Annotated in this window: 23 protein-coding genes and 1 tRNA gene; 10 read left to right on the top strand and 14 right to left on the bottom strand. The window is 63.2% G+C overall.

Features of this window, described 5'->3' with window-relative positions; all coding sequences use genetic code 11:
* Positions 1-163: 163 nt before the first annotated feature.
* The 3 genes from ACLFLU_RS24530 (at position 164) to ACLFLU_RS24540 (ending at position 4,385) form a co-directional block, all read left to right on the top strand.
* The gene (locus ACLFLU_RS24530; protein ID WP_426407413.1) at positions 164-1,297 is read left to right on the top strand and encodes a glycosyltransferase family 4 protein; all 1,134 of its coding nucleotides are present in this window, start codon (positions 164-166) and stop codon (positions 1,295-1,297) included.
* A 119-nt stretch (positions 1,298-1,416) separates the two neighbouring features.
* Positions 1,417-2,964 (top strand): undecaprenyl-phosphate glucose phosphotransferase, encoded by a 1,548-nt coding sequence (locus tag ACLFLU_RS24535; RefSeq protein WP_426407414.1) that lies wholly within the window; start codon positions 1,417-1,419, stop codon positions 2,962-2,964.
* Between the two features lie 164 nt (positions 2,965-3,128).
* Positions 3,129-4,385, top strand: coding sequence for an O-antigen ligase family protein (locus ACLFLU_RS24540; RefSeq protein WP_426407415.1), 1,257 nt, complete (start codon positions 3,129-3,131; stop codon positions 4,383-4,385).
* Here ACLFLU_RS24540 and ACLFLU_RS24545 read toward each other — a convergent pair.
* The gene (locus tag ACLFLU_RS24545; RefSeq protein ID WP_426414065.1) at positions 4,354-4,830 is read right to left on the bottom strand and encodes a MarR family transcriptional regulator; all 477 of its coding nucleotides are present in this window, start codon (positions 4,828-4,830) and stop codon (positions 4,354-4,356) included. The two genes, ACLFLU_RS24540 and ACLFLU_RS24545, sit on opposite strands and share 32 nt — an antisense overlap.
* A gap of 148 nt (positions 4,831-4,978) precedes the next feature.
* Between ACLFLU_RS24545 and ACLFLU_RS24550 the strand changes: the two genes are divergently transcribed.
* The gene (locus tag ACLFLU_RS24550) at positions 4,979-6,175 is read left to right on the top strand and encodes an FAD-dependent monooxygenase (protein ID WP_426407416.1); all 1,197 of its coding nucleotides are present in this window, start codon (positions 4,979-4,981) and stop codon (positions 6,173-6,175) included.
* Between the two features lie 119 nt (positions 6,176-6,294).
* Here ACLFLU_RS24550 and ACLFLU_RS24555 read toward each other — a convergent pair whose 3' ends face one another.
* From ACLFLU_RS24555 to ACLFLU_RS24570, 4 genes are read right to left on the bottom strand one after another with little or no spacing between them, the layout of a single operon-like run.
* Positions 6,295-7,470 (bottom strand): saccharopine dehydrogenase family protein, encoded by a 1,176-nt coding sequence (locus tag ACLFLU_RS24555; protein WP_426407417.1) that lies wholly within the window; start codon positions 7,468-7,470, stop codon positions 6,295-6,297.
* Positions 7,471-7,499: 29 nt separating this feature from the next.
* The gene (locus ACLFLU_RS24560; protein ID WP_426407418.1) at positions 7,500-8,678 is read right to left on the bottom strand and encodes a saccharopine dehydrogenase family protein; all 1,179 of its coding nucleotides are present in this window, start codon (positions 8,676-8,678) and stop codon (positions 7,500-7,502) included.
* A gap of 9 nt (positions 8,679-8,687) precedes the next feature.
* The gene (locus ACLFLU_RS24565) at positions 8,688-9,470 is read right to left on the bottom strand and encodes a DUF169 domain-containing protein (protein ID WP_426407419.1); all 783 of its coding nucleotides are present in this window, start codon (positions 9,468-9,470) and stop codon (positions 8,688-8,690) included.
* A 56-nt stretch (positions 9,471-9,526) separates the two neighbouring features.
* The gene (locus ACLFLU_RS24570) at positions 9,527-10,294 is read right to left on the bottom strand and encodes a YdcF family protein (protein WP_426407420.1); all 768 of its coding nucleotides are present in this window, start codon (positions 10,292-10,294) and stop codon (positions 9,527-9,529) included.
* Positions 10,295-10,480: 186 nt separating this feature from the next.
* Here ACLFLU_RS24570 and ACLFLU_RS24575 point away from each other — a divergent pair, with 186 nt between their 5' ends.
* From ACLFLU_RS24575 to ACLFLU_RS24585, 3 genes are all read left to right on the top strand, one after another.
* On the top strand, positions 10,481-11,422 hold the full coding sequence (locus tag ACLFLU_RS24575) for an acetamidase/formamidase family protein (protein ID WP_426407421.1): 942 nt from the start codon (positions 10,481-10,483) through the stop codon (positions 11,420-11,422).
* Between the two features lie 200 nt (positions 11,423-11,622).
* The gene (locus tag ACLFLU_RS24580) at positions 11,623-11,820 is read left to right on the top strand and encodes a hypothetical protein (protein ID WP_007603456.1); all 198 of its coding nucleotides are present in this window, start codon (positions 11,623-11,625) and stop codon (positions 11,818-11,820) included.
* A gap of 72 nt (positions 11,821-11,892) precedes the next feature.
* Positions 11,893-12,381 carry a GcrA family cell cycle regulator gene (locus ACLFLU_RS24585; protein WP_426407422.1) on the top strand — a complete coding sequence of 163 codons (489 nt, stop codon included), beginning with the start codon at positions 11,893-11,895 and terminating at the stop codon, positions 12,379-12,381.
* 285 nt (positions 12,382-12,666) lie between these two features.
* On the opposite strand, the gene ACLFLU_RS24590 is transcribed toward ACLFLU_RS24585, so the two are convergent.
* A complete protein-coding gene (locus tag ACLFLU_RS24590) occupies positions 12,667-14,211 on the bottom strand; it encodes a porin (RefSeq protein WP_426407423.1) in 1,545 nt (514 codons plus the stop codon).
* Positions 14,212-14,619: 408 nt separating this feature from the next.
* Between ACLFLU_RS24590 and ACLFLU_RS24595 the strand changes: the two genes are divergently transcribed.
* Positions 14,620-15,126, top strand: coding sequence for a MarR family winged helix-turn-helix transcriptional regulator (locus ACLFLU_RS24595; RefSeq protein WP_177248183.1), 507 nt, complete (start codon positions 14,620-14,622; stop codon positions 15,124-15,126).
* Positions 15,127-15,159: 33 nt separating this feature from the next.
* Here the strand turns inward: ACLFLU_RS24595 and ACLFLU_RS24600 are convergent, their stop codons facing one another.
* Entirely contained in the window at positions 15,160-16,275 is a 1,116-nt protein-coding gene (locus ACLFLU_RS24600; protein ID WP_426407424.1) for an alpha/beta hydrolase, read from the bottom strand.
* Between the two features lie 285 nt (positions 16,276-16,560).
* Positions 16,561-17,532: an SDR family NAD(P)-dependent oxidoreductase gene (locus tag ACLFLU_RS24605; RefSeq protein ID WP_426407425.1), complete on the bottom strand. Its 972-nt coding sequence runs from the start codon at positions 17,530-17,532 to the stop codon at positions 16,561-16,563.
* A 469-nt stretch (positions 17,533-18,001) separates the two neighbouring features.
* Here ACLFLU_RS24605 and ACLFLU_RS24610 point away from each other — a divergent pair, with 469 nt between their 5' ends.
* Positions 18,002-18,241, top strand: a complete 240-nt coding sequence (locus ACLFLU_RS24610) for a hypothetical protein (protein WP_200473864.1) — start codon at positions 18,002-18,004, stop codon at positions 18,239-18,241.
* Positions 18,242-18,357: 116 nt separating this feature from the next.
* Here ACLFLU_RS24610 and ACLFLU_RS24615 read toward each other — a convergent pair whose 3' ends face one another.
* Positions 18,358-19,329, bottom strand: coding sequence for an alpha/beta hydrolase fold domain-containing protein (locus ACLFLU_RS24615; RefSeq protein ID WP_426407426.1), 972 nt, complete (start codon positions 19,327-19,329; stop codon positions 18,358-18,360).
* A gap of 14 nt (positions 19,330-19,343) precedes the next feature.
* Here ACLFLU_RS24615 and ACLFLU_RS24620 point away from each other — a divergent pair, with 14 nt between their 5' ends.
* A complete protein-coding gene (locus ACLFLU_RS24620; protein WP_426407427.1) occupies positions 19,344-20,081 on the top strand; it encodes a TetR/AcrR family transcriptional regulator in 738 nt (245 codons plus the stop codon).
* Positions 20,082-20,613: 532 nt separating this feature from the next.
* Here the strand turns inward: ACLFLU_RS24620 and ACLFLU_RS24625 are convergent.
* The 5 genes from ACLFLU_RS24625 to plsX all read right to left on the bottom strand — a co-directional run bounded on the left by ACLFLU_RS24625 (position 20,614) and on the right by plsX (position 23,921).
* Positions 20,614-20,691: transfer RNA gene (locus ACLFLU_RS24625), tRNA-Pro, on the bottom strand.
* A gap of 110 nt (positions 20,692-20,801) precedes the next feature.
* Positions 20,802-21,380 carry a MerR family transcriptional regulator gene (locus ACLFLU_RS24630; protein WP_426407428.1) on the bottom strand — a complete coding sequence of 193 codons (579 nt, stop codon included), beginning with the start codon at positions 21,378-21,380 and terminating at the stop codon, positions 20,802-20,804.
* A gap of 26 nt (positions 21,381-21,406) precedes the next feature.
* Positions 21,407-21,748, bottom strand: a complete 342-nt coding sequence (locus ACLFLU_RS24635) for an integration host factor subunit alpha (protein ID WP_187436991.1) — start codon at positions 21,746-21,748, stop codon at positions 21,407-21,409.
* Positions 21,749-21,882: 134 nt separating this feature from the next.
* On the bottom strand, positions 21,883-22,863 hold the full coding sequence (locus ACLFLU_RS24640) for a beta-ketoacyl-ACP synthase III (RefSeq protein ID WP_426407429.1): 981 nt from the start codon (positions 22,861-22,863) through the stop codon (positions 21,883-21,885).
* A complete protein-coding gene (plsX, locus tag ACLFLU_RS24645) occupies positions 22,860-23,921 on the bottom strand; it encodes a phosphate acyltransferase PlsX (RefSeq protein WP_426407430.1) in 1,062 nt (353 codons plus the stop codon). The genes ACLFLU_RS24640 and plsX overlap by 4 nt, the downstream gene beginning before the upstream one ends.
* Between the last annotated feature and the right edge of the window lie 245 nt (positions 23,922-24,166).

The following is a 24,166-nucleotide window of genomic DNA, read 5'->3' on the forward strand; positions in this document are numbered from 1 at the left end:
TGGGCCGATTACACTCCATTAAGGTTGCCGCTGGGTTAATCGCGATGTTGCGCGGGCAGCACAGGCGCGCTCGTCACCGTTTGTTAACCACGAGGGCCCCTTAATCCATCTCGATATTTCGAGAACTTTGTTCGGCATTCGCCGTCGAGCGCTGGTTTTGATCATGCCCCCCTCTCCCGACCAGCCGCTTCGTATCCTGCACGCCGTGCGCGCGCCCGTCGGCGGCATTTTCCGGCACATCCTCGATCTCGCCAACGGCCAGATCGATCGCGGCCATTACGTCGGGATTCTCGCCGACAGCCTCACGGGCGGCGAACGTGCGGACAAGGCGCTGGCAGAGCTTGCGCCGCGGCTGAAGCTTGGCGTGCATCGGCTGGCGATCCGCCGCGAGCCCTCGCCGGAGGATTTTCTGGTGTGGCTGCGCATGCGTCGCCTGATCGCCACGCTCAAGCCCGACGTCATGCATGGCCACGGAGCCAAGGCCGGCGCCTTCTTGCGCATGCGGCGCCGCGCGGACGACACCATCCGCATCTACACCCCGCATGGCGGCTCGCTGCACTATCCCCTCAACACCCTGAAGGGTGAGTTTTACGCGCGGCTTGAACGTACGTTGATGGATGCGACAGATCTGTTCCTGTTCGAGAGTGCCTTTGCCCGCCACACCTATCAGCGCATTGTCGGCACGCCCAAAGGCGTGGTGCATTGCGTCTTCAACGGCGTGACGCCGGCGGAGTTCGAGCCCGTCGTTATCGCCGACGATGCCACCGACCTCGCTTATGTCGGCGAGTTCCGGCGCATCAAGGGCGCGGACCTCCTGGTCGATGCAGTGGCCCGGCTGCACGAGCGCGGCAAGAAAGTCACGCTGACGCTCGGCGGTGACGGAGAGGAGACGGCGGCGTTGAAGGCGCAGGTGGAGCGGCTCGGCCTGACGGATGCGATCCGCTTCATCGGCCACGTCAAGGCGCGCTACGGCTTTTCCAAGGGACGGCTGCTGGTCGTTCCCTCACGCGGCGATTCCATGCCCTATGTCGTGATCGAAGCCGGCGCGGCCGGCATTCCCATGATCGCGGCGCGCGTCGGCGGTATTCCCGAGATCTTTGGACCCGAGAGCCCGGCCCTGTTCGCGGCGAGCAACGCCGAGGCCATGGCCGAGGCGATCGCGGCCGCGCTCGACAATCCGGAGGGAACCGCGCAACGCGCGACCTCCCTGCGCGAACGGATCTCGGCGCAATTCTCCCAGCAGGCGATGGTCGATGGCGTGCTCGCGGGGTACCGCGATGCATTTGCAAATCATTAACCATCCTTAAGGCCGCTTTAGAGAATCTTCCGATTTGTCCGATAATCGAAGTGCCAGGGGATGCCTGCCCGGAGGCGCAAAGCCGCGCCCGCGGGTTTTTGGAATGGACGTGGACGCCCGTGGAACCGCTCAACGCACGCTCGATGCTCGATGCCGCGACCAGCGCCGCGGCCAAGCCCGCTGACCAACCCTTTGTCGAGCGACGCCGCCGCCTGACGCCGGCCGCACTCGACGTCGTGAACCAGAAGGTCGCCCGCGCCTATTCGCCGATCGTGATCACCGGCTTTGCGCGCGCCATCGATCTCGTGCTGCTGAGCGTGGTCGGCATCGCCGTGTACGTCGGCTACGTCATGCCGCTCGTCGGCTTCAGCTGGGTCTACCCCGCGGAAATCATCGCCGTCGCGGTCGCCGCCGTGGTCTGCTTCCAGGCTGCCGACATCTACCAGGTGCAACTGTTCCGCGGGCAGCTTCGGCAGATGACGCGGATGATCTCATCCTGGTCGTTCGTCTTCCTGATGTTCATCGGCATCTCTTTCTTCGCCAAGTTCGGCAGCGATATCTCGCGGCTGTGGCTGGCCGCCTTCTACTTCCTCGGCCTTGCCGCGCTGGTCGCCGAGCGCCTCGTGCTGCGCTCGCTGGTGCGCAGCTGGGCGCGCCAGGGCCGGCTCGATCGCCGCACCATCATCGTCGGCTCCGACCGCAACGGCGAGGAGCTGGTCGAGGCGCTGAAGGCGCAGGAGGATTCCGACATCCACGTGCTCGGCGTGTTCGACGACCGCAACGACAGCCGCGCGCTCGACACCTGCGCCGGCGCGCCCAAGCTCGGCAAGGTCGACGACATCGTCGAATTCGCCCGCCGCACCCGCGTCGATCTCGTGCTGTTCGCGTTGCCGATCTCCGCGGAGACGCGCATCCTGGAGATGCTGAAGAAACTCTGGGTGCTGCCGGTCGACATTCGCCTGTCCGCGCACACCAACAAGCTGCGCTTCCGTCCCCGCTCCTATTCCTACCTAGGCGAGGTGCCGACGCTCGACGTGTTCGAAGCGCCGATCACCGACTGGGATCTGGTGATGAAATGGCTGTTCGACCGCGTCGTCGGCAGCCTTGCACTGCTTGCCGCGCTCCCGGTGATGGCGTTGGTGGCATTAGCCGTAAAACTCGACAGCCCCGGCCCCGTCCTGTTCCGCCAGAAGCGGTTCGGCTTCAACAATGAGCGCATCGACGTCTACAAGTTTCGCTCGATGTATCACCATCAGGCCGACCCGACAGCATCCAAGGTCGTGACCAAGAACGATCCGCGCGTCACCCGCGTCGGCCGCTTCATCCGCAAGACCAGCCTCGACGAGCTGCCGCAGCTCTTCAACGTGGTCTTCTCCGGCAATCTCTCCCTGGTCGGCCCGCGCCCACATGCGGTGCAGGGCAAGCTGCAAACCCGGCTGTTCGACGAGGCCGTCGACGGATATTTCGCCCGCCATCGCGTCAAGCCCGGCATCACCGGCTGGGCCCAGGTCAATGGCTGGCGCGGCGAGATCGACAATGAAGAGAAGATCCAGAAGCGCGTCGAGTTCGACCTCTATTACATCGAGAACTGGTCGGTGCTGTTCGACCTCGCCATTCTCCTGAAGACACCGATCTCGCTGCTGACCCGGAACGAGAACGCGTATTGAGTTGGGTTTTTCCGTCATGCCCCGGCTTGACCGGGGCATCCAGTACGCCGCGGCGCCGGTTGTTTTCTCCAATGCGCGCCGCGGAATACTGGACCGCCCGGTCAAGCCGGGCGATGACAGCGGTGCTTGTAATGTACGAGTAGAGTAAAGCGTGTGAGCGCGTAATGGCGTATGCGGCGACAGCCGGTGGAATGAAAATAGCCGCACCGGCTGCGCCCGGCGTGCTGGCCCTCCAGCGCGCGCTGGTGTGGCTGGTCGGCGCGTCCGGCGCGATCGTCTTCATCGAGCCGAGCCCCTACGAGATCGCGACGCTGCTCGCCACCGTCGCTTTCTTCGCCACCGGCCTGCGGCTCAAGCTCGTGCTGATGCCGCTGGTGCTGGCGCTGGTCCTGCTCAATGTCGGCTACACCATCAGCGCGATCCCGCTGCTCGACCAGTCCGAGGTCGCGAGCTGGATCGCGACCTCCTGGTACATGGCGGTGACAGTGGTGTTCTTTGCCATGGTCACGTCAGAGGATACCGCGGCACGGCTCGACATGCTGCGCCGCGGCCTCGTGGTCGGCGCGATGATCGCATCGCTTTCGGCGATCGCGGGCTATTTCAACCTTGTTCCCGGCGGCCACGATCTCCTGACACTCTACGAGCGCGCACGCGGCACGTTCAAGGATCCGAACGTGCTCGGCGCCTTCCTGATCCTGCCGGCGCTGTTTGCGCTCCAGAGCGTGGTCTCCGACAAATTCGCCAAGGCGTTCCGCAACGTCATCGCCTTCGGCATCATGTCGCTGGCAATCCTGCTCGCCTTCTCCCGCGCCGCCTGGGGCGGGCTGGTCCTGACCTCGGCCTTCATGCTGGCGCTGATGGTGCTGACCAGCCGCACCAATGCGCAGCGCTCGCGCATCATCATCATGGCTATCGTCGCGGTGGTGCTGGGCCTCGCGCTAATCGCGGTGCTGCTGTCGTTCGACTCCATCGCCGAGATGTTCAAGCAGCGCGCGAGCTTCGACCAGAGCTACGACGAAGGCCGCTTCGGCCGCTTCGGCCGCCACATCCTCGGCGCGGAGATGGCGCTCGACCTGCCGTTCGGCATCGGTCCCCTACAATTCCACCGCTTCTTCCCCGAGGACACCCACAATTCCTATCTGAACGCCTTCATGTCCGGCGGCTGGCTCTCCGGTGTCTGCTATCCCGCGCTGGTCTTCACCACCGTCATCACAGGCTTCCGCCACATCTTCGTCCGCGTGCCCTGGCAGCGCGCCTATCTCGCGGTGTTCTCGGCCTTCGTCGGCACCGTCGGCGAAAGTTTCGTGATCGACACCGACCACTGGCGGCACTTCTGGATGATGCTGGGCGCGATGTGGGGCATGATCGCGGCCGCACAGGCCTACAAGATCAAGTCTGGCGAGGATGCTTCTTCAGCTTGACCGCGGGCCGCTTCTCCGGCGGCGTGTCGAGCAAGCCCTTCAGCGCGGCGGTCGCCGCGAGCACGCCCTTGTAGCCCTCGGTCGCGAAGCGCAGCAGCAGCCGAAGCTCCTCATCGGAATAGGCGCTCCACACCTTCTCCATCGCCTGCTGCATCGGCACATAGAGCTGGCCGATCTTCATGGCGCTCTCCGGCACGACGGCGATGAAGACCTTGCGACGGTCGGTCTCATCGCGCTCGCGGCGCACGAGGCCGGCCTTCTCAAGCCGGTCGACCACGCCGGTGATGGCACCGGTCGTCAGTCCCGTCACCTCGGCGAGCCGGCCCGCGGTCACGCGCCCCTCGAGATAGAGGATGTCCATGCATTCGAGGTCGGAGTTGGCAATTCCAGCTACGTTCGCAACGGCTTGCCCATAGAGCACGCCTTGCGCCGATGACCGCCGCATGGCCTCTTCCAATTCTCCCAGCAGCGCCGCGCGCGCCTTTGCCCTTGACAAGGCCCACCTCATATCTTAGTCGATATATATCTTAGTCGCTAAGAGATTTAGCGGCCGTAATTTCTCCTAGCACCACGGAAACGTCCGGAGCAAGCCAATGCCTCATCGTCCCCGCAAGGCCCTGATCATCGGCGCCGGCATCGCCGGGCCCGTTGCCGCGATCCTGTTGCGCCGCGCCGGCATCGAATCCGCGATCTACGAAGCCTGGCCCTACTCCAAAGGCATCGGCGGCGGCCTCCAGATCGCGCCGAACGGCATGCATGTGATGGACGAGATCGGACTTGCGAACGAGCTGATCAGCCGCGGCTCGATCGCGGAGTCCTTCGACTTCTATTCGCAGGAAGGCCGAAGGCTCGGCTCGATCAACCGCGACATGGCACGGCGCTTCGGGCAGCCCGCGGTCAATGTCTGCCGCGCCACGCTGAACGAGATGCTGATCGACAAGGCCTGGTGCGCCTGCGTCTCGCTCTATTTCGACAAGCGCCTGATCAAGATCGAGGATCGCGGCGACCAGCCGATCATCGCCTATTTCGCCGACGGCACCACCGCCGAAGGCGACTTCCTGATCGGCGCCGACGGCGTGCATTCGATCGCGCGCCGCCAGGTGGTGCCCGACGGGCCAAAGCCCTTCAACACCGGCCTTATCGGCTTCGGCGGCTTCGTGCCGCATGCCGTGCTTGATGGCCGCGCAATCGGCCGGCATGTCGAGACCACGTTCGGGAAGAGCGGCTTCTTCGGCTATGGCTGTTGCAGCCCGGACCCGAAGGACGGCGTGATGTGGTGGAGCACGCAGCCGGCGCGCGGCATGGATGCCGCGATGTTCCGCGCGCTCGATGCGGCGACGCTGAAGCAGCATCTGCGCGGCTTCCATCACGGCTGGCACGATCCTATCCCTGCCATGATCGAGGCGGCCGAGAACATCGTCGTCACCGACACGCTCGACGTCGCGACCTTGCCGACCTGGTCGCGCAAGCGCTCGCTGCTGATTGGGGACGCCGCGCATGCGACCAGCCCGCATGCCGGCCAGGGCGCCTCGCTCGCGCTGGAAGATGCGATGCGGCTCGCCCGTCTGATGCAGGAGGGCCAGGAGCTGACCGCCACCTTCCAGGCTTTCGAGGCTGAGCGCCGCCCGCGTGCCGAGAAGATCGTCGCGATGGCGCGCCGCAACGGCAATAGCAAGCGCGAATTCAGCGCCACCGGTGCCTTCATCCGTAATCAGATGATGAAATGGTTGTTGCCGCTGGGATCGAAGAGCATGGACTTCATGTACGCGTATGACGCGCGGGCGGTGTAGCGGCACGAAGGGTGCCGTAGGATTGGCAAAGCGGAGCGTGCCCACCACTCGCAAAGATAAATCGCGGAGAGATGGTGGACACGGCGCGGTGCGCCTTTGCGCGCCCTACGAGACCTGAGCTAGCCTTCCACTGCGAACGTCAGCCCCGCATGCTCCCGCAAGCGCTTGATCAACTTGTGCTGCATCGCTGCGCCCGGCGTCCAGAGACCGGCCGGAACATCCGGTGCGTCACGCAGCAGACAGATCGCACATTCGGAGATCATCTTTGCCGTTGACGCATAGCCGGGATCGAGATCGCCCTTGACCGCCGCGCGCACCTGACGGCCATCGGGCGCAATCGCGACATAGAGCAAATCGTAGTGGCCGTTATCGCGTTCTTCCTTCGACGGTCCCTCACCGGGCTTGAGCGCCTCGGGGCCGGTCTTTTCGCTGTTGGCCGCCATCACAAGCTTCGCATTGGCCTGCCCTTCGTCCCCAGCCCCCGTCAGCACCATCTCGTCGTAGACGAAATCCCTGCCATAGGGGAATCCCATCAGCATGTTGGAGCGATGGACATTGCGCGTGTTCAGGATCGCCATCGCGAACGGGGCGGACCAGGATTGCAAATCCTCCTCGAACACCGGCCTGTTGCCGCGCGGCTGCTTGGGCCCCTCGAAGCCGGGCGTGAAGGCAAATGGGTTCTTGAGGATCGACACCAGGCTGAGATCCTGCGCAACCGCTTCGAACGTGACCCTTGCGCTGGCCGAGGTGCCACCGGAGAACTTCCAGCTGAGGTCGCGGACGCGCCCTTTTACGCGCGGCGCCGGTGCGCCGAACACGCGCCTGGCTTCCTCCTGCACGAAGAACGCTCCGAGTTCGAACGGGAGGGAATCGAAGCCGCAGGAGAACATGATGCGCGCGCCGCTCGCCTTGGCCGCCGCCTCATACCTGTCGATCATCTGCTTCAGCCAGATCGGCTCGCCGCAGAGATCCATATAGTCGGTGCCAGATGCGACGCAGGCGGCAAGCAGATCGGACCCGTAAAGCTGGTACGGACCGACGGTGGTGACGACCAGCTTCGCCTGATCGACCATCGCGCGCAGCGATGCTGGATCGGCAGCGTCCGCAACAATGAGCGGCGTGTCCTTAGGTGCGCCGATCGCGTCGCGAACGGATTCGAGCTTGTCTCTGCTGCGTCCCGCCATCGCCCATGTCGGCGCCCCGTCACCGACGTAGTGCGCGGCGAGGTACTCGGCGACGAGCTGGCCGGTGTATCCCGTTGCGCCATAGACGACGATATCGAACTTCGCGGACACGGATCACGCTTTCTCAGGCGTCGCAGACCTCATGCTTCCACGGCGAATGTCAGCCCCGCATTGTCCCGCAGCCGCTTGATCAGCTTGTGCTGCATCGCTGCGCCCGGTGTCCAGAAGCCGGCTGCGACATCGGTGACGTCGCGCAGCATGCAGATCGCGCATTCGGAGATCATCTTCGAGGTCGAACCGTAGCCGGGATCGCGGTCGCCGGTGACACCGGCGCGGACCGCACGGCCGTCGGGCGCAATCGCGACATAGAGCAAATTGAAGAGCCCGTTCTCGCGCTCTTCCTTCGATGGTCCTTCACCTGGCTTCGGCGCGCTCGGGCCGGTCTTCTCGGCGTTGGCCGCCATCACGCGCTTGGCGTTGGCCTCGCCCTTCTCGCCGGGACCAGTCAAAACCATCTCGTCGTAGACGAAGTCCTGGCTATAGGGAAAGCCCATCAGCATGTTGGACCGGTGGACGTTGCGGGTGTTGATCAGCGCCATCATGAACGGCGCGGCCCAGGATTGCAGATCCTCCTCGAGCAGCGGCCTGTTGCCCTTCGGCTGCTTCGGTCCAGTGAAGCCCGGCGTCAGCGCAAACGGATCGTTCAGGATCGCGATGAGGCTGATGTCTTTGGCAACGGCATCGAAGGTCGCCTTCGCGCTCGCCGCGGTGCCGCCCGACAGCGTGCCGCGCATGTCGCGCACACGGCCCTTCACGCGCGCGGCAGGTGCGCCGAACACGCGCTTGGCCTCTTCCTGCACGAAGAACGCACCGAGCTCGAACGGCACGGAGTCGAAGCCGCAGGAGAATACGATGCGCGCACCGCTTTCTTTCGCAGCCGCCTCGTACTTGTCGATCATCTGCCGCATCCAGATCGGCTCGCCGCAAAGATCGAAATAATCCGTGCCGGTGGCGACGCAGGCAGCCAACAGCTCCTCGCCGTAGAGCTGATACGGACCGACCGTCGTGATCACCGACATCGTCTGCTCTGCCATCGCTCTCAGCGAGGCGGCATCCGACGCATCTGCGACAATCAGCGGAATATTCCCGGGCGCGCCGATCGCATCGCGCACCGATTTCAGCTTGCCAAGGCTACGCCCCGCCATCGCCCATTTGAGCGTCTTGTCGCTCTTATAATGCTGAGTCAGATATTCAGCGACGAGCTGACCGGTGAAACCGGTCGCGCCGTAGACGACGATGTCGAATTTCGCAGAGCTCATGACTGACCTTTACTTCTTGGCGTAACTCACGCCCATGCCGGCGCGGACGTCGCTTTGAATCCCGTAGGGCGGAATCGGATAGCGCAGGCCGTTCCTGGCCAGCGCCTTCATGCCCTCGATCGCCTTGGCGAGATGCGCAGGCTTCAAGGCCATCAGCATCTCCTCGTCCGGCACGCCGCCATAGCGCCGTTCGGCATAGCATGGCAAGGACAGGCTGGGCTCGCCGCTTTTGAGCGCCCGCCCCCAGGAATCCGCGCACGCGGTCTCGCCGACCACGCCCCATTCGAACTTCTTGTAGCCGGTATATTGCAGCCCGTTGATCAGGATGATCATCTGCCCGGGCGTTGCGTAGACGAGGCAGATGTCCGGCGGATCGAGCCGCCCGCTCGCAAGCGGACTGACCGCGAGCGCCTGATATTGCCCGAACGGAACCACGTCCAGCGCCTCCTGGCGCTTGCGCGCATCCTCCGCGGTGCCGTGCCAGACGCCGACATAATTTTCGCCGGCGAGCCATTTCTCGTCCTGCGGGCTGAGCCCAATCACAGCGCGGCACTGCGCGCCGACGAGATCGTCGCCGGTGATGCCGACGGTCCACCCCAGGCGCGAGGCCATGCTGACGATCTGGTCGGTGGTGTGGACCGCATTAGGCCGCCGGATTTTCGGGATCGCCTCCATGTCCGCGGCATGCGCGAACAGCTTCATGCCGATCACCGTGGTCTTCAGCCTCAACAGGCTGTTGAGATCGGCCACGAGGCCGGCAAGATCGATCGTGTCAGCGGCTGGCTGCTGCATGGCATCCTCCCGGCGCGCAATTTCCGACGCCTATTGTTGGGCTTCTGAGGCCTGTTCTAGTCCTTGGCCGGCCCGGGAAGCAACTCGCTGGTCCTGCCCATGAGGCGGTAGGCCACGAGGCCGATCCATTCGCGCACAGCCGTGTCGGTTCGGCCGAGACCGTCCGCGCCGAAATTGGTGAAAGAGAACAGATCGTCACGTCCGCCCATCCGCCAGTCCACGGGATAGGCTTCGACCTCAAATCCAGCCTTGCGGAAAATTCCGATCGAACGCGGCATGTGATAGGCAGAGGTCACCAGCAGCCATCGCTCGCCCGGCTTCGGCGCCACCAAACGCTTCGTGAAGATCGCATTCTCGTACGTGTTGCGCGACTCCCGCTCAAGGATCAGGCGTTCCCTGGGTATCCCGATATTTTCCAGGATGGGAGCAGAATAGTCGGCTTCCCTGGCGCCCGGTGCGAGCAGGTTCGCAGAGCCCCCCGTGAAGACGATGCGCGCATTCGGATAACGGCGCGCAAGCTCGGCGGGCGCAAGCAAGCGATCGGCCGCGTGCGAGACCACCGGCGTGTGATGCGCTGCCGACAGATCGGTATCGACGGAGCCGCCCAGCACGATGATCCCGTCGGGCACACCTTGCGACGGATCCCACGCGGGAAAGCGCGACTCCAGAGGATAGAGCAGAAGATTGCCGAGCGGCGAAAAGGCAGCGAGCGCGAGCAGAACCAGCGTGGTCGCGGCCAGTTTCCGGCCGAGCCCGGCAAAGCGCGTTGCCATCAGCACGACCGAGATGATCCCGAGCTCGACCAGAAGATTGATCGGCACCACTGCGGCACCAAACGTCTTGGAGAAAAAGAAAAACAGGAGAAACCTCGCTGAAATGATCGTGATGCGCGGGCTTGACCCGCCCACCCCTCTTCAGAAATCTTCTTGGGAGAGGATCGATTGCCCGGTCAAGCCCGGGCATAACAGGATCTCATGACAAGTACTGATGAAACCGATTGGACGCGGCAAATGACCCATCATCACCTCCATTCAAGTCCCGAAACCTGCCATTGGGGCTTCTTTGAAGCCGCGCTCAAGCCCGTCCTCACCATCGCCAGTGGCGATGAGGTGACCGTCGATACCATCAGCGGCGGCCCGGACATGCTGCCCGACCGCAGCAAGTTTCACATTCCGCCGGAGATGTACGAAGTTCATGCCAGGAACGAGCGCATGCTCCCCGGCCACATCCTGACCGGCCCGATCGCGGTCGAAGGCGCCGAGCCCGGCGATGTGCTCGCAGTCGAGATCCTCGACGTCCAGCTCCGCCAGGACTGGGGCTGGAACATGATCAGGCCGCTGTCCGGCACCCTGCCCGACGATTTCCACGAGACGCGGATGCTCAACATCCCGCTGGACCGGTCACGGATGGTCGGCCGGATGCCATGGGGCCTCGATCTGCCGCTAAAACCGTTCTTCGGCGTGATGGGCGTTTCGCCGCCGCCGGCCTGGGGCCGCATCTCCTCGCTCGTTCCGCGCGCCATGGGCGGCAATCTCGACAACAAGGAGCTCGGCGCCGGCGCGACATTGTATCTGCCGGTATTCGTCCCGGGCGCGATGTTCTCATGCGGCGACGGTCATGGCGTGCAGGGTGACGGCGAGGTCTGCGTCACCGCGATCGAGACGGCGTTGCAGGGCCGCTTCCGGCTGGTGCTGCGCAAGGATTTGCGATTCGACTATCCGCGCGCGGAGACGCCGACCCACTACATGACCATGGCCATGGACCCCGACCTCGACCAATGCGCGGTGCGGGCACTGCGCGACATGATCGTGCTGCTTGGCGAGACGCGAAACCTGTCGCGCGAGGACGCCTATACACTGTGCAGTCTCGCGGCCGATCTGCGGGTGACCCAGACCGTCAACGGCTCCAAGGGCATCCATTGCATGATCGAAAAGGCGATCGTGCACGGCTGACCGCGCCGGCACCTCCTGAGCGCTCCACGCTTCCTCACCGCCCGGACACTCCAGGCGGTGCGCCGAGTCACGCCTGATTTTCTCTACGATTCCAAAGAGCTAAGCGATCGGTTCAGCCTGCATTTGACTTCTGCCCCCAAACCTAAATAGAGTCTTAATCGTTACTTTTATGTACCCGAGTAAGAGGCTAGCGTTCGGCCATGGCCACCGAAAAAGCCGAGACTGACCGCATTCCCGTAACCTTGGCGCTCTCGACCATCACCTACCTGGAGAAGTTGGTGAGACAGGGCACCCACGGCACCAGCGTTCCCGGCGTCGCACGTACATTGATCGAGGAAGGCATCCGTCTCGCCATCAAGGACGGGCTTTTGTCGATTCGCGACAATGGCAGGACGTGAGCGCACGCCGAACGTGAAGCGGACGGATCTCGAGCTGCGATTGGTCGATTGTCGCAACCTGGGACCGTTACAATGCCTGTTCTCTCACCAACCTGGACCAACGAACGAATTGAACTTCTGAAGCAACATTTCGAGGCCGGTCTGTCCTGCCGCGAGATCGCCGCCGACATTGGCGTCAGCCGCAACGCCGTGATCGGCAAGCTGTCGCGCCTGAATCTCACGCGCGGCCGCTCGGTCGACGAGCGCAGGCTCCAGGACGGGAATCAGGGCAGGAGTTCCGCCCCACGCGCGCAAAAAGCGGTGCCCCGGCTGCAATTCGAAATGCTCGCGACAATCTACGGCGAACCGGACGCGCCTGTCGTGACCGGGCCGATCGACGAGGCCAATCGCTGCTCGCTGATGGAGCTCGGCGAAAACCGCTGCCGCTGGCCGATCTCGACGCCCGGTGCCGAGGATTTCTGCTTCTGCGGCAACACCGCGCACGACGGACAGCCCTATTGCGCCGGCCACAGCCGCCTCGCCTACCGGCCGAACTCGCGTGCGCGCGTCATACGCGGCTGAAGCGCACCGTCCCTGCGCTCCGCAACGAAAAACCTCCGGCAGGGCACTACCGGAGGTTTCTGGAGGCTTAGCGTGAAGCTAAGAGCCGTGACTTTTCGAAATCGGCTGAGTGCCTATATAGCTGACCAACTCAGGTAAGTAAATAAAATTGGCAGCCGTCGAATCGCATAGCTCGTCTTCGCCACCCGCGCAGAGGACTTCTTATTTTCAGAATCAACGATCCCTCAAGAAAAAGCCCCGGCGGTTGCCCGCCGGGGCTCTCTGATCGATTTGCGGGATCGATAATTAGAAGTTGCGCTGAGCGCGCAGCATCATGGTCACCGAGTTCTGGTCCTTCAGCTCGTACACGGCGCCCGGCTTGGCGGCAGTCGAAACGGCCGGGGCAGTGATGGCGCCAGAGTACTTCTGGTCCAGACGCGACCAGCTCAGGTCGGCCGTGAACGCCAGGTTCTTGACCGGAGTCCAGACGGTGTTGACACCGACGACACCGAAGTTGAAGTCCGGATTACACGTCGAACCGGCCACTGCGATCGAAGCGAAGTTGGCGCAGATCAGCGCTTTGCCCGTGGTACCGTACTTCAGCTGGGCATAACCGCCGTAGACGGCGCTCGCCCAGTTCGGGGTCCAGTTGTGGGTATAGCCACCACGGATACCCCAGGTCTTGACGGTATCGATGCTGCCGCCAGCGCCGAAGACGCCATCAGCAAGACCGGCAAAGCCGATGCTCTGGTACGCCGTGCTGCTACCGCTGAACATGAAGAAGCTCTGCGGGAACAGGCTCTGGAAGTTGTAACGAGTTGCACCGTCCGTGTAGACGGCCTGCAGGTTGATGACGTCGCCCGCACCAGTCGGGATGTTCTTGATCGACAACGAGCCCTGCACAGCCCAGCCCCACTTGTCCGACGGATGACCGCTGGGTTCCGTCGTGCCGTAGTAGCCAGGATGCAGATCCTTTGCGGCAACCGAGAGCTGGGCGAGACCCCAAGCCTGGTCAACACGGACCTGACCAATGATATCGGGGACGCGCGTACCACCCCAGGCCTGGACGCCGTAGTTGCCCTGGATGAGGGCAGCGGCAGCGTTTGCAGCAGCAGAGTTCGTCACGATGGCGCCGGCACCGTTAACAGAGCTGGAGGCCGTGAAACCGGTGACGTTCCACAGATTCGACTGGCCGTTCGACGCCGTCGTCTCTTCTTCCAACGCCAGCGAACCGGTGATGCCCTGGCCGAAGTCAGCGGTGTAGGCGAACTGGTTCACGCCGTTGACGTGGTTGGAGCCGCCCGGAATGGTATCGGGACCGCCAGCCGGATAGCTCTGCCACGGTGCGTCGAAGATCGAGACCGTGCGGCCCATGGTGAAGCCGGCGAACTGGATGAACGCGTGGTAGAGGCCGAGCGCGGGCGCACTGGGCGAGATCGCCGACGGGCTGCTGCCGGTGACGTTGGACGTGTCATAGGTGAAAACCATGTCGGCGTAGGTGCGAACGACGCCATACTCGGTCGCCGTGCGGGTGTCGACGTTGAGGTCGAAACGGGCGCGGCTGTAGTAGTAGTTGGTGACACGGTTGTTCGACCCACCGTTCACAGAGCTCGTGCTGTTATTGAAACCGTAGTCGCCGGCGCCGCCGAGAATGGCGTCAGCACGCAGGTAACCACCCAGCTTGACGCAGGTGTCGGTGCCCGGGATGTAGTAGAAGCCCGCGCCGTACAGCGAGCAGATCTTCACGTATTCGACCGCCTTGGCCTTGACCGGAAGATCAGCCGCCTGAGCTCCACCGACGGCGATCAGACCCGCCGCAGTGCCGAGCAAAAGGCTCTTCACTACTTTCATATAAAACCTCCAAGTTGTTCATTTTGCGGAGACCGGACCGTGAGGCCCCCCAGATCCCCGTCTCTTCAAATCCGCTCGGCCGCTTCGCGCTTTCGGACACACCCGCATTCGACGCGAGGGACGTGAGCGGACCACCTGCAACGGGACGATCGAGAACCCCCCACCGTCGCGGATCAATATGCCTGCGCCGTTCCCTTAATCAAAATAGTTTATTAGATCAGCTATATGGTTTCGCTAACCCTGTGTCTGTGGTGCAACACCGGATCTGAGCTAAAAGGCTGACCGGATCATATTTGTAATTTCCGTGACATAATTACCCTGCTCTGCACTTGCGTCAGGGCAGGCTTGCGTGGACTATCGCCGCCGCGAACACCGGCCAGAAAGAAATCAGCTTGCGGGAGTGACGCTGTGTCAGCGACGAGGAAAGAAGGAGCGCGCCTCCGCTCCGTCGGCAATCTGGATATCATCAGGCGATTCACCTGGGAGATATCGTCGATCAACATGTATCTCGAGGAGCTGCGTCAGTTCTGGGCGAGAACGCTGGGCATCAGCGGACCGCAATGGCTGATCTTGATGGCGATTTCCGACCTCGACAAGGACGACGGCGTCCCCGTCAACGTGGTCTCCAAGCTGCTTCACGTCGACCCCTCCTTCGTCACCACACAGTCGAAGCTGCTGGAGAAGAAGGGCCTGCTGCGCCGCCGCCCCTCACCGACCGACGCCCGCGTGGTGCGGCTGTCGCTGGTCGAAAAGACTCAGAAGCACATCGCGAGCCTCAACGAGCAGTACAAGACGATTCGCGAATTCGTCTTCCAGGAGTTCGATGAGAACGAGCTGACCGAATTCACCGCCAAGCTCGCGACCCTGAAGACCCGGCTGGAAAAGGCGTGCGTCAGGATCTCCCTCGACTTCTGAGGCGCATCCGTTTTTGAGCCAAGAGGGCCGCGCTCAGATCCGTTTGCCGACCGCACCGAGTCGCGATTCGAGCCAGTCGAAGATGTATTCGTTGGCAAGGCTCGGGTTGTCGGCATGCGCCTGTGCCGCGCCGGTCTCTCTCGCTGTGAACACTTTCAGCACGATATCAGAGCTGCCGAGCTGGGATTTTTGCAGGATCTGACGCGCCCGGTCAGCCTTGAGCCAACCGTCCTCGCCGAGCGTGATCAACACCGGACATTCTGCGCCGGAGGCCATCAGCGGCGCATGCGGCACCGGGACGAGGCTGAGGTCGCTCATCGCAAACCGGCTGGCAAAGAACGACCGCTCGTGCAGGTCCCACAGGCCACCGTCGCAGACGGCCGCGGCAAGACGCGGCTCCTGCAACACCGCACGCGCTACGAACGACGAGCCCCACCCGTCCGCCACGATCGCAACGCGATCGAAATCGACGTCCCCGCGCTGCTCCAGGTAATCCATCGCGCAGCCAACCGAGCTCTCGAGATCCCGGCGCTGCATGAGCATGTCGGCGTAATCGTCACGCTGGTCGCCGAGCAGGTCCAGCGCGAGCATCGACAACCCACGCTCGCGCGCATGCGGCGCGAGCTTGAACAGGAACTCTTCCTTGCGGTGGCCGGGCTCGCCGATGCAGATCACCGTCGGGGCGCGACCGTTCGCCGCAGGCGCAGGCAAGAAATAGCCCTGCAACGAATGTCCTTCGACCCACGGAATTGTCACGACTTCGCCGGCCGGCCCGCGCGCCGTGAGGAAACGCCGGGCGCATTCCTGCATCGCGAGCACCGCAACCCAGCGACGCTCGTCGGCGGGATCGAGTGGCATCGCGGCCGCACCGTAATAGTTCATCGCGCGCAGCCAATTGCGCCGCGCCGTCGCCATATGGCCTTCCGCGAACGCTGCCTCGGCACGATGCCGGTTGGCCTGTGCCAGCTTCTTCCACTCACGATGCCAGGACTGCTCGTCGTCGCGCTTCAGCTGCCGCGCGATCATCAGGCATTCGGCGATAGTGGCGCCGCCCTCCTGTGCCGCGGTAAGCAGCCGCGTGAATTCAGCGGAGATATCCTCTCTCTCCGGGCAGAGGATGAAGTCGTCGGAGAGGCATGCGGGTATCATCGGAGCTACGCTTTGTCGTGGCGCTACCTTGATTCACTAAACTATTTCAGTCTACCAACCAAGCTGCCGTGCGCCGAATGAGACCCGTTCGAGATCACCATCACTTGAACGCATGTCACATGTCGCATGCGTGACATTCCGTATCGTCATAAGAGCACGAGCGCGCGCGTGAGGCAGATAAATGACCTCAGTAAAATGACCTGAATAAAGCATCTGCGCACCTCTTGCGATGATGCTTATCATGCCTACATGCGCGCGCTCGTTGACGCTCTCAGCCAAACAGAGTCAACCAAGCCGCCAGCCGACTTCCTGGGTGAAACTTTCGTAGAAGGTGCGGTCATAGGCCTGCTCGGGCGCCGCGCGCACGCGCTCGTCGAGCAGCTTGGCATCCTCGCCGACCAGGATGCGCCACCGCTCCGCCTTGACGCCGTCGAGGATGATGCTGGCGGCCTGCGCCGCCGTGGTCGGCGCATCCTCGAGGAAGGTGCGGGCGCGTTCGGCGAACGCCGCCTGGATCTCCTCGTCCGACTTTTTGTCAGCATCTGGCACACCAGCCGCAACCATGCGCTTGCGGGTCAGCACGACCTCCTCGGCGTTGAGGCGCTCCGATCCGTCGTCGCTCTGCACCTTGCGTGAGTTGGAGACGATCGAGGTGCCGATATGGCCGGGCATCACCACCGAACATTTGACGTGCGGCGCGTGCAAGCGCAGGTCGTTGATCAGCGCTTCGCTAAATCCCTTCACGGCAAACTTCGCCGAGCTGTAAGCGGTGTGCGCCTGGCCCATGCCGATCGATGCCCAGAAGCCGTTGACGCTGGCGGTGTTGACGATGTGGGCTTCGTCGGCCTTGACCAGCATCGGCAGGAAGGTGCGGACGCCGAGATATACGCCGCCCCAGCAGATGTTGAAGGTGCGCTCCCACTGCTCGCGCGTGTTGGTGAACAGGCTGCCGCCACCGCCGATACCGGCGTTGTTGAACAGCAGATGGATCTTGTCCGTCTTCTGGTGCTCGGCGAGCTCATCGCGAAAACGCTTGAGATGATCCTCGATCGACACGTCGGCGACATGGGTCGTGACGCGCAGGCCCTGCGGCAGCTTCTCGACCTCGCAGAGCCGTTTGGTCTCCGCCATCGCGGCTTCCGAGACGTCGCACATCGCGACGTTGCAGCCCTCGGCAACAAGCTGCCGGGCGAGTTCGCGCCCCATGCCTGTGCCGCCACCGGTGATGACGGCGATCTTTCCAGCAAATTCCTTCATGGGACTTCGGCCCCTCCCTTATCGGCATGTTTCTTCGTCGTTGATGCACCGCGCATGCGACGCGCGTAAAATGTAGCAGCGCCGCATCCGCAGGTAAAAGCGGATCGGCGCTGCCGCTCGACATCAGATATTTCGGCATGCGGACTATACAGCCGCCTCGACTTGCGGTCCCCTAAACGCGCCGAGGGCCTCCGGCATCCGAGCGCGCGAGCCATGCAGCGTAGAGCGCCGGCCTTGTGAAAGGCGGATCGCGCGGCGCGGCCCCCACAATCGCTCATTCCTGCGCCCATTTGTTGTGGGTTCCCCGTATTTATCCGGCTTCGGTTTAAGGGCAATTTTTTTACAATCCGAATCGTCAAATGGGGAACGCTGGGGCGAGTCGGCCTGGCTGGAGTGTCGTTTCCGACACAGGCTGTGGCACTCGGCTTGCATCCTCCTCGTGGTCGAAACTACCGATGAGGTGATTGGAATGTTCATAACCGTCGTTGCCGTGCTCTGCCGGCTTGGCGCTGCGGCTTCAGGCAGCTGCGTCGAGGAAATCGTGACCGACAGCAACATGACGCCCGATATGTCGATGATGGCGTGTGCGGTCGGTGCACAGGCACCGCTTGCAAAGTGGATGGGCGAGCATCCGATCTATCACGCCAATTGGCGCCTCGAGCGCTACAAATGCGTGCCAGGTCACTACGAGATCAAGGGCCACGCCTAAGGCCCCGCAAAACTACGGATATCGAGGAAACGCCCGGGGCCGCTCTTCCCCGCGCGAGCTTGTAGCGCCAGCCCCATTGCGGCGGAGCGCCGCGTGACAACGATCACGCTTTCCCCTCAAGCCACCGCACGCAGAATATTCGCACGCGCCCGCCGCCCTTCCGGCGTCGGCATCAGCGCATAATTATGCGGCTGGTCACGGAGCAGATGCAGCTCGACCGGAACGCCGGCCCCCCTCGCCCGCGCGGCAAGATCGACGCTATCAGGGTAGAGCAGATCGCGCGTGCCCGAAAAGATCGTCATCGGCGCGAGTGAACGAAAGGCACCGTTCAACGGACTGACGAAGGGATGGCCGACATCGAGCCCGCCGGCATAGAGCCGCCCCACTTCGATGATTCCCGGAATGTCCTGAATTGGATCGCGCGCCGCGATCTCGACCTGCTCCGGACGGCTCACCGAGGCATCGGCAGCCGGCGAGATCAGGATCAGCCGGCTCGGTTGCCGATGCCCGTGATCGCGCAGCCACTGGCATGCGGCAAGCGCCAGGCCCGCGCCGGCTGAATTACCGACCACCGTGACCTTTGCGGACCCTGCATCCTCCAGCAGCATCCGCAACAGCTCGGCCGTCTTTGGCACCACATCCTTCGCGGTCGCGCGCGGCGCCAGCGGATAGATCGGCACGACGCAGACGACGCCCGCCTTGCGCGTCATCTGGCCGACAAAGCGCCAATGCGCGGGCACGATCTCGTTGATGTAGCCGCCGCCATGCAGGAACATCACGTGGTTGCAGTCCTCAAAGCCCGACGATGGCGCCGTGTAGTAGACCGGCCACCCGCCCATCTTCGTCAGCGTCACCTCGACGCCACGGCCCAGATTCGGCGGCTCAAACGAGACCGGCTCCAACGCGAGCTTCTGCACATGCGCTTGCACCGCTTCGGCCGAAGCGAGCTGCTGCTTGTAGGGAAGCTGCCGCAGCAGCAAGTTGAAGACGCGGCTCTGCAAGCTCGGCGCGGGATCGTTTGAAGGCTTGGCCCACGCAAAAGGGCATTCGCACAGCCGCCCGACCGACAGCATCTTCGCAACGCTCATGCTCCTGCCCTCATTTGCTGCGCCCGGCCGCACACCAACTTGCTTCTATCCATCGGCGACCGACCCTGCCTATAATGCGAGCATTCACTCGCTTTTCCTACTCGCATTCAGATCACAAGGCCGTGGCCCGCAAATCGCCCACAACACCCCGGAAAAATGCCCTGCAGGAGCGATCCCGCGCCACCGTCGACGCTCTGATCGAGGCAACTGCTCGCATTCTGGTCCGGGAAGGTTTCGAGAAGACGAGCACCAACCGGATCGCCGAAATCGCGGGCGTCAGCGTCGGTTCGCTCTATCAGTATTTTCCGAGCAAGGAGGCGCTGGTCGCCGCCGTGATCGAGCGTCATAACGAGGAGATCATGGGCATCGTCCGCACGACGCTGACTGAAGTCATGGACATGCCGGTCGAGAAAGCCGTGCGCCGCCTCGTCACCGTCGCGATCGAAGCGCACCGCATCAACCCCGAACTGCATCGCGTCCTCGCCGAACAGATCCCGCGCGCCGGAAAGCTCGACGTCGAAGCCTCCAGCCGCGAGGTCCACAGCCTCGTCCGCGCCTATCTCGACAGCCGCCGCAAGGAAATGCGCAAGATCGACCTCGACGTCGCAACCTTCATCTGCGTCAGCGCAATCGAAGCGATCGCGCACAACACGGTGCTGAACCAGGCGGAGATGCTGTCGGACAAGATGGTGCGGATGCTGGTGGACGAGACGACGCGGATGATGGTGGGGTTTTTGCGTCCGTCCGCTTAGCGTTCGTTGTTCAACGCAGGCTCGACGCCTCCAAGCCGAGCTCCGGCAAGCGACGATCAGTCTGCAACCGTAACGATCGCGCGCCCTGTTACAGAACCGTCGCACTTCAAGAACGCGTGCGTGAACCTTTCGAAGGGTTGAACCGCCCACAGACGTCCTAGCTATCAGGGCGCAGATCGAAATACCTGAGAAAGTCAGCTGATGCAGTCACCAGAATGGAAGCGAATGGCCGTCGCGTCCGCGATTGCGTTCGTGTCAGTATCCGTTTTGGCCGCCGACGCGCTCCTGGACCTGAACGCCAGCACGTTGGTCAAACGCCTGGAGAGTACACAAGCTTCCTTCGTGGACACGATGGCGGCACCATCAACTGGCCTTCGCCGTCAGATCATGGGTCCGCGACAGCAGTGCGCCAGAGCCGCAGTGTCAGTGCAGCGCGTGCTGACGGCCCACCACTGGCACGGAGTCGTTGCGAAAACAGGAGATCGCTTGCCGATCAGCGATCGCGCAAGCTTTTGGCCCATCTCTGAAGAAATGGTCGGAGCGAGAGGATTTGAACCTCCGACCCCTAGTCTCCCAGACTAGTGCGCTAACCGGGCTGCGCCACGCTCCGAACGTCGTTCCATTAGCTAGGATCGCCGCTTTGCGCAAGGCGAGCCACACCATTTTGGTGTCTTCGCCCAAAGCCGCCGGAACTGACCGCAAAGAGGACGAAAAGCCCCGTCAGCCGTCCTTCAGCGCCTGATCGAGCATCTCCCGGCAGGCGACGAGGTCGGCGAGGACCCGTCCGAGCCGCTCCCGGTCCAGCGCACTGGGGCCGGCGGGCGCGGCGGGGGTGCCGCCCTTGCGGAAGGTGGTCAGGATGTCCTCGTCGTCGACCTCCGTGAAGCGGAAGTCGATGCCTTCCTCTTCGTCGCCCTGGTAGTCGTCCTCGTCGGCATCGGTGACGCCCTTGATGGGCGCCTCGTCATCCGGCTCCATCAGGCTCGCGCCGATGGCATCCTCAATGGCCCCGAACGAGACCGCGGCCGAGCCGTCGGCCAGTCCCTGCACCGATTTGACGCCGTGCTCTTTCAGGATCCGCTGCACCCCGCGGATGGTGTAGCCCTCCCCGTAGAGCAGACGGCGGATGCCCTTGAGCAGATCGACGTCGTCGGGGCGGTAATAGCGGCGGCCGCCGCTGCGCTTCATCGGCTTGATCTGGGAGAATCGTGTCTCCCAGAACCGCAGCACGTGCTGCGGAATGTCGAGTTCCTGCGCTACTTCGCTGATGGTTCGGAACGCATCCGGCGCCTTGTCCAAATGCCAAATCCTTATCCGAAAGGCGATTAGGCCTCGGGTTGAGCCTTGCTGGCATCGCCATTGGTGCGGTGCTGGGAATTGATCCGCTGCTTCAGGATCGCCGACGGCTTGAACACCATCACCCGGCGCGGCGAGATCGGCACCTCGGTGCCGGTCTTCGGATTGCGACCGATGCGCTGACCCTTCTTGCGGACCATGAAGGAGCCGAACGAGGACAATTTCACCGTCTCGCCTTTCTCAAGGCAGTCGGTGATCTCCTTCAGCACGAGTTCCACGAAGGCGGACGATTCCGTGCGCGACAGCCCCACCTTCTGGTAGACGGCCTCACAGAGATCAACACGCGTTACGGTTTTACTTGTATCGGTCATCGCCCTGCCCCACATCACGGCGAACAATTGTTGTCTGAAATTATGAGCTTACGTTACGGCGGTCAACACTGCTCATCAATGCAGACGCATCGATAATCGCGGCCAATTCCGGCAAAATTTTATCGAATGTGGCTTTACCAGCGCACCAGGGCGGAGCCCCAGGTGAAGCCGCCGCCCATTGCCTCCAGCAGAACCATGTCGCCGCGTTTGATGCGGCCGTCCTTGCGCGCCACCGACAGCGCCAGCGGGATCGAGGCGGCGGAGGTGTTGCCGTGACGGTCCACCGTCAGCACCACCTTCTCCGGCGCGATATGGAGCTTGTGGGCGGATGCGTCGATGATTCGCTTGTTGGCCTGGTGCGGCACGAACCAGTCGATGCTGTCGGCATTGAGCCCGGTCGCCTCGAAGGCGTCGACGATGACGTCGGTGATCATGCCGACCGCGTGCTTGAAGACCTCGCGGCCTTCCATCCGCAGATGGCCCACCGTCTGGGTCGAGGACGGTCCGCCGTCGACAAACAGCTTTGCCTTGTGACGGCCGTCGGAGCGCAGATGCGTGGTCACCACGCCGCGGTCGGTTGCGGCTTTGCCCGGCTGCTCCTGCGCCTCCAGCACGACCGCGCCGGCGCCGTCGCCGAACAGCACGCAGGTGCCGCGATCGTTCCAGTCGAGGATGCGTGAGAAGGTCTCCGCGCCGATCACCAGAGCGCGCTTGAAGGCGCCGGAGCGCAGGAAATTATCGGCGGTCGCAAGCGCGAACACGAAGCCCGAGCAGACCGCCTGGAGATCGAAGGCCGCGCCGTGATTGATGCCGAGCCCGTGCTGCACGGCGACCGCGGTCGCAGGGAACGTATTGTCCGGCGTCGAGGTCGCGAGCACGATCAGGTCGATCGACTGCGCGTCCAGGCCGGCATCCGTGAGCGCGGCCTGCGCGGCCTTGATCGCGAGATGCGAGGTGAACTCGCCCTCGGCCGCGATGTGCCGTTCGCGAATGCCGGTCCGCTGCACGATCCACTCGTCGGAGGTGTCGATGCGCGCCGCCAATTGAGCATTGGTCACCACCTGCACCGGCAGATAGGAGCCGCAGCCCAGCACGACCGAACGAATCTTGGTCACGAAACATCCTCCGGCGCGGTTGGCGCGGAACTAAGCGCCCCCCCATCGCGGTTGAGCATCTGATTGATCTTGTTCAGAAGATCGAATTTGGTCATCTCATAGCCAACATCGATCGCATAGGCAAAGCCTTCGGCGTTGATTCCGCCATGGCTCTTGACCACGACCCCGTTCAATCCAAGGAACATCCCACCATTGGACTTGTTGGGATCCATCTTGTTACGCAAGGCCTGGAAGGCGCCGCGGGCGAGGAGATAGCCGAGCTTGGACATCCAGCTCCGCTGCATCTCGTTGCGGAGCAGTTCCGCCATCTGGCGCGCAGTTCCCTCAGCCGCCTTGAGGGCAATGTTGCCGCTGAACCCCTCGGTCACGATCACGTCGGCCAGCCCCTTGCCGATGCCGTCCCCCTCGACGAAGCCGATATAATCGAGTCCCGGCAGGTTCATCGCCCGCAGGATTTCGCCCGCCTCGCGGATTTCCTCGTGACCCTTGATCTCTTCGGTCCCGATGTTGAGCAGGCCGACTGTAGGGCGCGGCTTGCTGAACAAGACGCTGGCCATCGCCGCGCCCATGACCGCGAGCGAGACCACATGATGCGCATCGCCCCCGATGGTGGCGCCGAGATCGAGCACCACGGATTCGCCGCGCATCGTCGGCCATACGCCCGCAATCGCCGGCCGGTCGATGCCCGGCAGCGTGCGCAGATGGAAACGCGACATCGCCATCAGCGCGCCGGTATTGCCGGCGGAGATCGCGACATCCGCCTCGCCCTTCTTCACCGCGTCGATCGCAAGCCACATCGAGGAGGTCTTGCGGCCGCGCCGCAACGCCTGGCTCGGCTTGTCCTCCATGCTGACGGCAACGTCGGTATGGATGATGCGGGAGGCCGCCTTGAGCTTCGGATGGCGGTCGAGCTCGGGCTCGATTCGGGCGCGATCCCCGACCAGCAGGAACTCGGTCTCAGGATGCCTGCCGAGCGAGATGGCCGCGCCTGGAATGACGACAGGGGCGCCGACGTCGCCCCCCATGGCGTCAAGCGCGATACGAACCTTGCTTGGCATCAAAATCCCGGAAACCTGGTCTGGCGCGGTCGTCCGCTAGCGGGACCGCGAAATGGGTTCGCCATGGACATGGCGACCGGCCAAGCGCCACGCCGCGCCCGAACCGGGCGGACAATAGCGTTTTGTTATCCCGAAACAACCTCTTGCCCCCAGCCTTTTGGATTAAGGGCGATCTGCCGGCGAACGCTCGAATTCACAATAATGACTGAGAAATCAAAGAGATATGACAACCTTTCAAACCAGTC

It is taken from the genome of Bradyrhizobium ganzhouense (assembly GCF_049949285.1).
In the GTDB taxonomy this organism is placed as follows: domain Bacteria; phylum Pseudomonadota; class Alphaproteobacteria; order Rhizobiales; family Xanthobacteraceae; genus Bradyrhizobium; species Bradyrhizobium ganzhouense.